Origin of the sequence: Lentihominibacter faecis, assembly GCF_014306095.1 — a bacterium.
GTDB classification, from domain to species: domain Bacteria; phylum Bacillota; class Clostridia; order Peptostreptococcales; family Anaerovoracaceae; genus Lentihominibacter; species Lentihominibacter faecis.
In genome coordinates, this window is sequence record NZ_JACRWC010000074.1 from 1 (window position 1) to 12,520 (window position 12,520).

The window sequence follows — 12,520 nt, forward strand, 5'->3', positions numbered from 1 at the left end:
CTTTAGTGCTGATTCACTAATCCCAAGATTTTCAGCACACTTACGAAGCGCAATCTCAGGATGTTCCAACCGATATCTTACTGCATCTTCCTTAAACTCTTGTGAATACCTTGTACCTCTTGCCATAACCATTCTCCTCTCTTGATCTATGACTATCATATAATATTTATTGAAAATGGTCATGTTTATTTTGTACTATTTATATTCTAACACCAAAGTAGCTGCAACCTGCGTTAAGGATGGTAATGTTGGATATTATTTGTGTGAGAATTCCAAACTAATGTTTAATAATGCCGAAGGAACTGAAATAATTACATCCGTAGTTATTCCGGCTACAGGTGAACATGTATATGCAAACGGAAAATGTACAATGTGCGAAGCAACAGATCCGGCAGCAACTCCTGCAGAACCAGCCAAACCTGCAGACAAAGTTTCTGATGGTACAACAGAAACAGGTGATGACGCTAACATACTTCTTCCAATGGGTCTTGCACTTGCCGCACTTCTTGGTATGGGAGCATTAGTCGCAACTAGAAGACGTAACGGATAAATAAGAAAAATAGATTTCAAAACAAAATACAAATTTGAAAACCATCCTAGTGTTCGACGCCGGGATGGTTTTTTATATAGTGGCTCGGCGGGCGCCCGACAAAAACGATAAAAGTGGTCGAACATAAAAGAAAAATATTATCAGAGAATAAGCAATATGGTAAAATATAAAATAAAAACGATAAAAACGGAAACAAGATGGCACGAGATTTGCTTTAATTATAGATAAGGTTGTAATAAATGTTTAAGCTGTATAAGGAAATATTATAAAAAGGGAAGGTTATAAGATGGATAGAAGCGGGGTTGTGCTGGCTGAAAATATGGAAATAAATGAGGCATTTGGGCTGATGCTTGATAAGAAGGCAGACTTTGCAGCCGTAGTTTCAGAAGATGAAAAACCTGTAGGAACGGTATCGTTTTTTGATGTTGCTGACTGCGCTGTTAACAGCAGCAGTGAAAGCAAAAATGTTGTTTCGGATATAATGAACGGGGCGTTTTCTACGATTGAGGAAAACAGCAGGAATGAACAGAAGAAAATAAAAGAAGCAATAAAAGACACTATGCCGATGGTTATAGTTGACGAGCAAGGCAGTTACAGAGGCATTCTTTCCATGTGGGAGATTGTGGATATATTGAAACAGTACCTGGATTATCTGGAACGGATGCTTGACAACATAGATGACGGCATTATTGCCATTGATGAAAACAATAAAATAATCTATATGAATAAAACCTACAGGCAGATCCACTCAATCGAAGATAATGAGCTGATTGGGAAGAATGTCCAGGAGAATTTCCCGGAAAGCAGACTTATGGAGATTAGTGAAGCAAATGATAATATAATCGTTGAAGATCCTCTGCATCTTAATTTCTCCGGGGCAACAGTAATGCCACTTTATAAAGCTCTCAAAGGCGATGATGAAAAGTACCTTGGGGCAGCGGCAATAATTAAAGATTACAATGAAGCCAACAGCATATATATAGGGATTAACGAGATCAATCAGTTTAATAACCTTGTGGGACAGATTTTTGACAACCTGAAAGAAGCGGTTTTTATCGTCAACAGCAAGCTGGAAATCATTTATCATAATGAAAAGTTCCAGGAAACCGTGCCTCGCAGCTTTAATGGAACGATATATCAGAAAGAGATAAGAACAACTCTTGAAAATAAATTTAAAATAGGCAAAATAGATGTTTTCCATGAAAACATTGAGCTGAGCAACAACACGGAGCTTTCCCTTATTGGAATTCCTTTGTGCGGGATAAATCAGAACTTGAATAATATTGTAGTAATATTTCAGGATATCTCGCATATAAAAGAACTTAAAACGGAAATAAGCAAGCAGGAGAAGCTGCTTAGCTATTATAAGAATAAAATCACAAAACTGCCTGATGAAATGGTATGTGAAAGTGAAAACTTCAAGAAAGTGGTCACCACCGCATTAAAAGTAGCAGACTCATATGCAAATGTGATTATAGAGGGCGAAAACGGCGTGGGAAAAGAACTCATCGCCAACCTTATTCACAATAACAGCGGCAGAGCCGATAAACCGTTTATCCCTGTAAACTGCGGCGCTATACCGGACTCCTTGTGGGAGAGTGAAATGTTCGGGTATGAAGAAGGTGCCTTTACAGGCGCCAATAAGAGCGGTAAAATGGGAATCTTTGAGATGGGTGACGGAGGAACGGTTTTCCTTGATGAAATCGGGGAGATATCTTTAGCCGGACAGGTTAAAATGCTGAGATTTCTTCAGAATAAGGAAATTGCTAAAGTCGGGCGAAAAGAAACCAAGAAAGTTGATGTAAGAATTATCGTTGCGACCAATAGAAATTTAAAAGAAATGGTAGGAAACGGCACCTTCCGTGAAGACCTGTATTACAGATTGAGCGTGGTTAAGCTGGTGGTTCCGCCGCTTAGGAACAGAAAAGAGGAGATAAAACCTCTGGCTTTGAAATTCCTCAATTCCTTTAATGACAGGTATGGAAAATCATTAAATATTTCAAAAGATGCACTGAGGCTTCTTGAAAACTATGACTGGCAGGGAAACATCAGACAGCTTAGAAATGTTATGGAGCAGAGTGTCATAATGTGTGACAGAATAATTCAGACTTATGATATACTTATAGATAATATTGAAGAAGATAATGTTGAAAAAATAAAACAGCATCACCAGCTTAAAGGTATTTTTAATGATGATGACATACTTAACATTCCTTTAAGAACAAGGGCACTGGAGCAGGAACTCATTTTAGAAGCACTGAAAAGGAGTGACAATAACAAGAGCAGAGCTATAGAGATGCTGAACATAGGACGCAAGACATTTTATAAAAAACTGAAAGAATACGAGCTTACATAGTTGTATCCCAAGGAAACGAGGAGTGTTTCGATTAGAAACACTCCTCGTTTCCTTTAGAAACAAAATAAGTGCCTCATATCATCAATGTTAAATGCATTTAAAAAAATTCAAACAAAAAATATATTTAAATTTAAAGGATTAGAGTATCTTAGTGGGAAATTTGCAAATCCATAATGTGAAGTGGCACCGAATTTGCGCTATTAAAAGGCAATAGTTAAAGAAGACATTAAAAAAGGAGGAGAATTTTATGTCTAAACTAAAAGGATATGAGTACATTGGAGAGACATTAAAGGCTAATGGCACTACTCATGTTTTCTATGAAGAACTTGCTTTTTTCTATTCCACTAAAGAAATGAGAAAGTATGGTATAACACCGGTGCTGGCTCATTCGGAAGAAGCTGCAGGTTATATGGCAGACGGATATGCAAGAGCATCAAACAAAATCGGTGTTTGCATGTCACAGTCAATCGGTGCAGCAAACCTCGCAGCATCCGTACATGATGCATGGCTCGGCAACACTCCGGTACTGGCTATGACTGGATTTAAACAGGACAATGCTTATCAGAAGGGCGGATATCAGGAATCAAACCACAGAGCACATTTTTCAGGAGTAACTAAGTACAATGAAACTACATATGATGCTCAGCAGCTGCCGTTCCTGTTAAGCCAGGCTATAAGAGAAGCAACAACAGGAAAGCCAAGACCAGTACATCTTGATGTAATCGGATATGCTGGAGAAGTTGCTGAAAAGGCAGAGATGAATGCGAACTTTGTACCTGAACCGGGCTTCGCTTCAATACCGGCATTCAGACCTGCAGCAGATCCCGAGGCTGTAAAAAAAGCGGCAGAGATGATCAATGCGGCAGAACGTCCTGTATTTGTAGCAGGCAGAGGCGCTTTGATTTCAGATCCTGACGGCAAGGTATTATATGAAATGGCAACAAAGGCTGATGTACCTGTTTGTACAACTCCTGACGGAAAAACTATAATCAGTGAATATGACCCGCTTTGGGGCGGAGTAGTAGGCGGATATGGAATGGCATGCGCAAACCATATCACTACAGATTCCGATTTAGTTGTTTACATCGGCTCAATGGTATCAGACCAGACAACACTGGCATTCACAGCACCGCCGCTCGACAGACAGATTATCCATATCGACATTGACGGAAGAGAGCTGGGCAAGAATTATAAGAACACATTCGGTCTTCAGGGCGACGCCAGAACAGTTATGGAACAGCTGCTTCCATTAATTGAGAAAAAGGACAGAAAAGACTGGAGAGACAAAGCAGCAGCATATGTTGCCAAATCCCTCAAAGAACTGGACGACATGTCCGGAGAAACAGTTCCTGTTCAGACAGGAAGACTCTGTCAGGAAATATCAAAAGCATTACCTGACGATGCAATCGTTGTAGCAGATACAGGCTGGTCAGCAACTTGGGCTGATGTAGCAATCAGAATGAAAGACACTCAGAAATACATGAGAGCTGCAGGTTCACTTGGATGGTCATTCCCGGCTTCAATCGGTGCAAAGTGCGCTTGTCCGGACAGACCGGTATTCAACTTCAGTGGAGACGGAGCTTTCTATTATCACCTTTCAGAGCTGGAATCATCAGTAAGAAACGGCATAAAAGTTATCGTAATCCTGAACAATAACTCACACTTCAATCAGTGCATCCCATATGTTTCAGAAGCTTATGAAGACGATCCGGAAGGATTTGAAGTTTATGCTGAAAAGGTTAAATTTGAGCCTACTGATTTCGTGGGTATCGCAAAGAGCTTTGGTGCCGACGGTGAAAAGGTAACTGATTCTGCTGATATAGGCAAGGCTATAGAAAGAGCTATGGCATCAGATGTGTCTTATGTTATCAACGTTATAACTGACCCTTCATGTGCGCCTATAATCACATTCTAAAGCAAAATAACAGTTATTTTTAGAAGAAGTGTTTATATAAGTCGCTTTGTTGTTAAGGAGGCACATAATGAAAGCTAAGAAATTAGTTGCAATAATTACAACGATGGTTCTTGTAATCACTATGGGTGTTTGTATGACATCGTGCGGAGACAATGGGGGTAAAGGCGAAGCTGAGGTAATCGAGCTTAGAATAGGCTCGGGACATTCGGAAACAGGAATGCCTTATAATGTGGCGGCCAATGATTTCTTTGTTAAGGAAGTTGAAAAGAGAGTTGCAGAAAGAACAGACTATGAGATTAAATGGATTACTGCGTGGAGCGGATCTGTAGCAAAGCTGGCAGAAGTAGGTGATGCAGTAGGAGCAGGACTGCTTGATGTAGGCGCTGTATGCTCAGCATTTAACTCAAATATGATTTTGCAGAACTTGACGTACAACGTACCTTTCAACTCCCCGGACCTTGTAACGGTTAACAAGATTATGGAACAGCTTTCGGAAGAGTATCCTGAAGATTTCAATAAAGTTTTTGATGACATGAACTCAATCTGCCTTGGCATAGGCGGTGTTGGCTGTTATCAGCTCATCACAACCATGCCGGTAGATGAAATCTCGGATCTTAAAAACGTCGGCGTTGCAGCTGCAGGACCTAACCTTCCTATGCTGAAGGGAACCGGTGCAGTCCCTATTCAGGGAGACCTGACGGAAGCTTACACTTCATTCCAGACAGGCGTTTATGATGGATGGGTAATGTACCCGGCATCATCAGACGGATATAAGCTTTATGAAGTGGCGCCGTATCAGACAAACCTTGATTTAGGTGCAGTATCATGCGGATATATTACTGTAAACAAAGACAAATTCAACGAACTGCCAAAGGAAGTTCAGGAGATTTTCATAGAGGTAGGACGTGAATACACTGTTGAATCCGGAGTTATCGCCAACGAAATGGACGAAAAGGGTTTGCAGCATATGGTGGACAACGGCCTTACAGTAGTAGAAATGAAGCCTGGCGAAAAGGAAAAGTATGCAGAGCTGATTCCTAACATGGCCAAGTCATGGGTAGAAGATGCAAACAAAGCCGGTTATAATGGCACGGAAATTATGAAGAGATATATCGAATTGCTTAAGGAAACAGGCTATGAACTGCCACGAGATTGGAGTGAAGAATTATAATTTCTGTTAAAAACCATTATATTAGTTACCTTGTTCTTTCTTAGGAGGTGAACGCTTTGGGTGTTATATTAAAAATTGATAAAGGCATAAGAAAGCTCTCAGAAGGGTTGAGCTTTGCCGGAGCTATATGGATTTTGATAATAATGCTGATCATCACATATGATGTAATTGCGAAGAACTTTTTCAATTCTTCATTTGTAGGAGCTTCTGAAATAGTAAGAAACTCCATTGTAGGAATAGCATTTTTCATGATTCCATGGGCGACAGCTACTTTGAGTCATGTCAGAACTACAATCGTAGTTGACAGAGTAGGATTTACAGGAGCAAAGATATTGAACATAATCTCATACACATTGGGATTTCTCCTGTTCGTATTTATTATTATATCTGCCTGGGAACCGTTCGTCAGTGCGATCGAAACTCATTCATATGAGATTACAGGCAACTTTAAATGGCCAAACTGGCCTGTTAGAGGAATAATTATCTTAGGGTCTCTGCTTTCAGCATGGAGCTGTGCCGTATATGTACTGCAGCAGATTACTCTAAAAAAAGAAGACAAGCTTGCGGGCGTAGAAAACGGAGGTGGCGTGAATGAGTAGTTTAGCAGTAGCACTTATTGTGGTAGTCGGCCTATTTGTTTGCGTAATCGCAGGTGTTCATATAGGTTTTTCATTAGCACTTATGAGCGTGCTGGGAATAGTTCTCATGTCCGGCAATATCGATTCCGGATTGTACATTCTGGGAACAACTTCGTTTGAAGCCTTGAGAAGTTATTCCTTTGCGGTCATACCGCTGTTTATGCTCATGGGGGCATTCATGAGCAATTCGAATATAGCAAAGGACCTGTTCGCTTTCCTTGAAAAAATTCTTAAAAAGATTCCGGGAGGCCTTGGAGTAGCAACTGTACTTGCGAATGCAGTCTTTGCAGCAATAACAGGTGTAGCAATCGCATCAGCAGCTATCTTTGCTAAAATATCCGTTCCTGAAATGGAACGTCATCACTATAAGCCGCAGTGGGCAGCAGGATGTGTTGCAGGAAGTTCAACACTGGGAATGCTCATTCCGCCAAGCCTTATGTTTATCCTTTACGGTATGCTGGCGGAAGTATCAATCGGAAAGATGTTCATAGCCGGTATACTGCCGGGTATATTACTGGCGGTAATGTTCTCCGTTCTTGTTTTGGGATATGCAATCTTCAAACCGGAGAAAATGTTTGAAGCGGGATATTATAAGAGAAGCAAGAAGGATATAGAAAACAAGCTGGATGAAAAGATTGAAGCCGCAGGCGGAATTGAAGAAGAAAGCTTTGCCAAGGTATGCATCAGCGTAATTCCTACAATTCTCCTTATCATCCTGGTTCTGGGCGGAATTTGGGGAGGATTTTTCACTCCGACAGAAGCTGCAGGTGTAGGTGCATTAGGCGCACTTATCATAGGATTTTTATCCGGTATGAATTTAAGCGGATTAAAGAATGCACTTCTTGAAACTGCTTCTTCAGCATCTTCGATCCTGTTCCTGCTTATAGCAGCAACAATGTATTCCAGAATGCTGGCAATGAGTGGCGCAGTTGTATGGCTCAGTGATGTTGTTATGGGATTAAATGCCAACAGATACCTGATACTGGCATTGCTCATGGTAGTAATCATCATACTCGGATGCGTACTCGACTCGACATCCATAATGCTTATTACGGTTCCTATGATGGCACCGCTGATTGCAGATATGGGATTTGACCTTATATGGTTTGGTATTGTTATCGTATTGTTTGTACATATGGGACTTATTACACCTCCGTTTGGAATGTGCGTATTCTCCGTTAAAGGAGCACTTCCTAAAAAATATGAAGGTGTTAAAGTTGAAGGAATGTTTGTTGCAGTAATTCCATTCCTGATCACAATGCTGATTCATGCCATTATTATTGTGATATTCCCGTTCATTTCGCTGGTACTGACCGCGGGAATGTGATCAAGTTAAGAAAGGAGTTTAATTATGAGTAAGCTTTGGAAAATTTATTCACTTTATTATGGAAAGATTAACGTGCCTAAGGGCGTAATGACAGCCGGTTTAGACCCGGATCTGATGATCGATATTCCATACACTGGATTTCTTCTTCAGAACGGTGAAGAAAACATTCTGGTAGATACCGGTATTCATCAGGATAATATCGTAAACGGCCGTGCCTGGGGCGGATACGAAGCAGAAGGCGGAAACCAGTATGTACTCGATGCCCTTGCTAAGCATGGACTTAAGCCTGAAGACATCGGAACTGTTATGTACACACATCTGCATAATGACCATGCAGGCGGCCTCGCATTATTCCCGGATGCAAAGACTTATTTCCAGAGAGATGAATATATAAATCTTCTTTATCAGGTTCCGGGACAGAAAGTAAGAAGCGACTTTGACAAGAGAACACCTGATGATATGAAGGTTCTCAAGAACATATATCAGATTGACGGAGATCTTACTCTTCCTAACGGCATTGAGCTTTACAAAATTCCTGGACACACTAAGGGAAGTATGGCAATAGTAGTGCCTACTTCAGAAGGCAGATTTATTATTACAGGAGACCTTCCGCATATGAATCAGTGTCTGTTCCCTAAGCAGACAAGCATGGTACAGCTTGACGGAACAGAAGTTGAGATAACACCTGCTCCGGACAATATGTCACCATATCTGTTCAACAGTGTTGTTTATGACCACTGGGAAGCATATGACAGCTACAATAAGCTGAAGGCAATTGCTGATGAATTTGACCCTAAATATTATCTGACCGGACATGATCCTTGGGTTATTCTCAAGGGCAGCTGGGGCTAAAAACAATTAAAACGAAAACTTTCAATATTGCATGCGTGACATTAAATTAATCTTCTTTTAGCATGGCAATAAGCCTGCAAACGAGAGATACCGTGCCTACATTTATATATGTTGGTGCGGTATCGTAAGTGGTAAACCAGTGGTATCTGTTCATGCTCCTCTAAATTTGAGATAATGTTAGGAAAGGTTTAAAAAGTTGGTTTCAACTTTTCCCTACATTTTCAAACAGGAGGCTATCATGGACACCAAACTTGCAACTACAAATATTCGTCTTTCCCAGTGGAATGCTATCATTCAGGATCGGATTCATTCCGGCCTGACGGTTGATGAGTACTGTGAAGACAAAGACATTACCAGGAATATGTATTACTACTGGCTTCGCAAAGTGAAAGAAGCAGCAATAGAAGCATGTCCGGAAACGTTTGCAGAACTATGCCCAACGGAAATCATTTCAGATGTAGAGTCAGGGTCTGCATTTTCACCACAAATGATTATTCGTGCAAATAACCTGACCATTGAAGTAAACGGAAATACACCCCAAATGGTAGAGTACATTATGAATGTAGTTTATCTATTGATTCTGTACAGAATTGTACGGGAAATAAAATGACCGCCTCCCATGCAGCCGGTAGCGGTCATTAAAACCAAAATTGGCTAGCCGTTTTCTACGGCTTTCCTCTTATTTTATTGTATCATATAGGATTTTACACGACAAGAAATATTCGTTTAAGTGGGAGAAAACTCAAAAACAGCAAAATCAAATTTGGAAAGTTGTCTCCAAGAACGTATTACTATAGATACTGGGCGCACAGTGGTGACAAGGCATATAAAGCGTTTGATTACAAGTTTACTGTAAAGAAAGACAGTGTCAATCCGTTGTGAAACAGTTGTGAACGAAATCCGGATGTGCTATAATAAAATTCCATATGGGGCATTAGCTCAGCTGGGAGAGCGCAAGGTTCGCAATCTTGAGGTCAGGGGTTCGATCCCCCTATGCTCCACCAATTACAACGAAAAACTCTTTGGAATTTCAACGTTTCAGAGTTTTTTTTATTGCCTTTCGTTATGGTGGATTGTGTTGGTTTTTGTTATGGCGCGGCATATTTTGCGTTGACACATTTATCATGAAAATGTAAGATGATAATATCAAATAGTTTTATATGATTCAATCTAAATTTGTGGGTTGTCAACATTGAGAAGTTTGAAAACCAAAGGCGTTTTTCTCCCAAAACCCGATAAAACCCCTTGAAATTCCAATATTTATATGATAATATAAATACAACAAACCTAAGTAATTCGAGTAAGAGTGGGTAAATCGCCCACTCTTTCATTTTGTCAGTGGAGCAAGAGGAGTTTTTATGGCAAAGAAAAAAATAACGGTACTGGCCGATGAACTGCTTTCTGAATTTCTGCAGGAAGAGGGGCTGGAGTTGTATCATTCCGAATTTGTGAAGGAAGGCAAGGACTGGTTCCTTCGGATCTACATCGATAAACCGGAAGGCGAAGGCTATATCGGGACAGAGGACTGCGAGAAGGTGAGTCGTTTTTTAAGCGAGAAGCTGGACGAAGCGGATCCTGTGGAGCAGAACTACTATCTGGAAGTTTCTTCGCCGGGCATGGATCGGGAACTGGTCAAACCGGAACATTACCAGAGATATCTGGACAGTGAGGTGGAAATCCGGCTCTATAAGGGCAAGGACGGCACTAAAAATATACAAGGGGTCTTGCAGACAATGGAAGGTGATTCCATTACTGTGCAGGATCACGACGGAAAAGAATGGCATCTGCAGCTTGCTGAAATCGCAAAAGCAAAGCTGGCAGTTATTTTCTAAAGTGGGAGGAAAAAAATATGAATAAGGAATTCATCAATGCGATCAATGATTTAGTAAAAGAAAAGGGAATCTCGAAGGAGGTCCTGATCGAAGCGATCGAATCGGCACTTGTTTCCGCATATAAGAAAAACTACGGAACTTCTCAGAACGTGAGAGTGAACATCGACCGTGAGGACGGTGATGTGGATGTGCTGATGCGCAGAGATGTCGTAGATGAAGTGGAAGACGAATTCACGGAGATCTCTTTAGAAGAAGCTCTGGAGATCGACCCGAGATACCAGGTAGGGGACGTGGTGGAATACCAGGTAACGCCGAAGGATTTCGGTCGTATCGCGGCACAGACTGCCAAGCAGGTAGTTGTGCAAAGGATCCGCGAGGCAGAGCGTGGTATGATCTTTGACAACTACATCAGCCGTCAGGGAGATCTGATCACAGGTGTGGTGCAGAGGATCAGCAACGAAACCATCTTTGTCAACATGGGTAATACCGAAGGCATCCTGGTGGCAGGGGAAAGAGCTTCTGGCGAACGGTACAAAGTCAATGACCGGATCAAGGCGTACATCATGGATGTAAGAAAGAGCACGAAAGGTCCTCAGATCTTCCTTTCAAGAACACATCCGGGATTTGTAGAAAAGCTCTTTGAACTGGAAGTTCCTGAAATCGAAGACGGCACGGTAGAAATCAAGAGCATTGCCAGAGAGGCTGGTTCCAGAACGAAGATCGCCGTATACACAGAGGATGAAAATGTAGATCCGGTAGGAGCGTGTGTCGGCACAGGCGGAAGCCGTGTCAAGAATATCGTCGATGAACTTTTCGGAGAAAAGATCGACATCACGACATGGGATGATGATCCGCACATCCTGATCAAGAACGTTCTCAGCCCGGCAAAGGTAGAAAAAGTACTGATCGACGAGGAAGAAAAAGCGGCGACAGTAGTAGTCCCTGATTATCAGCTTTCGCTGGCTATCGGCAAAGAAGGTCAGAACGTAAGACTGGCAGCAAGACTTTGCGGCTGGAAAATCGATATCAAGAGCCATACGCAGTTCTTTGACGGGCCGGAATACATGGAAGAAATCGAAGTATATGAAGATGAAGATTTCGAAGAATACGAGGACGACATCCAGTACACGGAAGATGCTGCAGAGACGGAGACTTCAGAAGAACCTGAGCTGGTGGCAGCAGAAGATGCTGCAGAGCCTGAAGAGACCGACGATGCAGAGGATGATGGCATCCAGTATGTAGATGAAGATGACGCAGATAGGGGCGATGAGATTGAAGAATAAAAAGATCCCGATGCGAAGATGCGTAGGCTGTATGGAATCCAAACCAAAAAACAGTCTTGTGCGGATCGCATGCTATGAGGGAAATCTCAGCGTGGATCCCAGCGGAAAAGCAAAGGGACGAGGCGTATATCTGTGTCCGAGCCGGGAGTGCATGGAAAAGGCGCGCAAGCGGCGTGCTTTGCAGCGAAGCTTTGACGTTGAGATCTCACAGGAACGGCTTGAAGAAATCTTTGAGGAGCTGATGACATATGAACAGAAAAGTGATTAGCTATCTCGGATTCGCGAAAAAATCGGGAAATCTTCTGACCGGCGTCAACACCTGCAGCTTTGCCATGGCGAAGGGAAAGGTAAAACTGATGATCTTGGCGGAGGACATCTCGGAAAACAGCCGAAAAAAAATCATGAAGGAAATCCGAAAGTACGGCGTAAATCATATAGAATACGGTAATAGTGAGGAATTATCACATGCCGTGGGAGCTTCCGGCAGAAACGTGTTCGCCATATGCGACAAGGGTTTTGCGGAAGCGATTACAAAGGAAATCGAGCGGGAGTTAGAATAGAAAAAGTCCCTCGTGGACAGTAAGGAGGAAGTGTGT

The 12,520-nt window shown here is 41.8% G+C and carries 12 protein-coding genes and 1 tRNA gene; all 13 read left to right on the plus strand.

The window, feature by feature from the left end; translation table 11 throughout:
- Positions 1-181: 181 nt before the first annotated feature.
- Positions 182-550, plus strand: a complete 369-nt coding sequence (locus tag H8876_RS05920) for an LPXTG cell wall anchor domain-containing protein (protein ID WP_249286959.1) — start codon at positions 182-184, stop codon at positions 548-550.
- A gap of 286 nt (positions 551-836) precedes the next feature.
- Positions 837-2,906, plus strand: a complete 2,070-nt coding sequence (locus H8876_RS05925; RefSeq protein WP_249286960.1) for a sigma-54-dependent Fis family transcriptional regulator — start codon at positions 837-839, stop codon at positions 2,904-2,906.
- Positions 2,907-3,153: 247 nt separating this feature from the next.
- The gene (locus tag H8876_RS05930; RefSeq protein ID WP_249286961.1) at positions 3,154-4,821 is read left to right on the plus strand and encodes a thiamine pyrophosphate-binding protein; all 1,668 of its coding nucleotides are present in this window, start codon (positions 3,154-3,156) and stop codon (positions 4,819-4,821) included.
- A gap of 67 nt (positions 4,822-4,888) precedes the next feature.
- On the plus strand, positions 4,889-5,992 hold the full coding sequence (locus H8876_RS05935; protein WP_249286962.1) for a C4-dicarboxylate TRAP transporter substrate-binding protein: 1,104 nt from the start codon (positions 4,889-4,891) through the stop codon (positions 5,990-5,992).
- 56 nt (positions 5,993-6,048) lie between these two features.
- Positions 6,049-6,591 (plus strand): TRAP transporter small permease, encoded by a 543-nt coding sequence (locus H8876_RS05940; RefSeq protein ID WP_249286963.1) that lies wholly within the window; start codon positions 6,049-6,051, stop codon positions 6,589-6,591.
- On the plus strand, positions 6,584-7,957 hold the full coding sequence (locus H8876_RS05945) for a TRAP transporter large permease (RefSeq protein ID WP_249286964.1): 1,374 nt from the start codon (positions 6,584-6,586) through the stop codon (positions 7,955-7,957). Before H8876_RS05940 ends, H8876_RS05945 begins: the two co-directional genes overlap by 8 nt.
- Positions 7,958-7,981: 24 nt before the next feature.
- Positions 7,982-8,809, plus strand: coding sequence for an N-acyl homoserine lactonase family protein (locus H8876_RS05950; RefSeq protein WP_249286965.1), 828 nt, complete (start codon positions 7,982-7,984; stop codon positions 8,807-8,809).
- Positions 8,810-9,047: 238 nt separating this feature from the next.
- On the plus strand, positions 9,048-9,419 hold the full coding sequence (gene tnpA, locus H8876_RS05955; protein ID WP_249286966.1) for an IS66 family insertion sequence element accessory protein TnpA: 372 nt from the start codon (positions 9,048-9,050) through the stop codon (positions 9,417-9,419).
- A 318-nt stretch (positions 9,420-9,737) separates the two neighbouring features.
- Positions 9,738-9,813, plus strand: a tRNA-Ala gene (locus tag H8876_RS05960).
- Between the two features lie 354 nt (positions 9,814-10,167).
- Complete coding sequence (locus H8876_RS05965; protein WP_249286967.1) at positions 10,168-10,641, plus strand: ribosome maturation factor RimP; 474 nt, start codon at positions 10,168-10,170, stop codon at positions 10,639-10,641.
- A gap of 17 nt (positions 10,642-10,658) precedes the next feature.
- The gene (gene nusA, locus H8876_RS05970; RefSeq protein ID WP_249286968.1) at positions 10,659-11,924 is read left to right on the plus strand and encodes a transcription termination factor NusA; all 1,266 of its coding nucleotides are present in this window, start codon (positions 10,659-10,661) and stop codon (positions 11,922-11,924) included.
- The gene (gene rnpM / locus H8876_RS05975; protein WP_249286969.1) at positions 11,908-12,192 is read left to right on the plus strand and encodes an RNase P modulator RnpM; all 285 of its coding nucleotides are present in this window, start codon (positions 11,908-11,910) and stop codon (positions 12,190-12,192) included. The genes nusA and rnpM overlap by 17 nt, the downstream gene beginning before the upstream one ends.
- Positions 12,173-12,484, plus strand: coding sequence for a L7Ae/L30e/S12e/Gadd45 family ribosomal protein (locus tag H8876_RS05980; RefSeq protein ID WP_249286970.1), 312 nt, complete (start codon positions 12,173-12,175; stop codon positions 12,482-12,484). The genes rnpM and H8876_RS05980 overlap by 20 nt, the downstream gene beginning before the upstream one ends.
- The last annotated feature ends 36 nt before the right edge of the window (positions 12,485-12,520 follow it).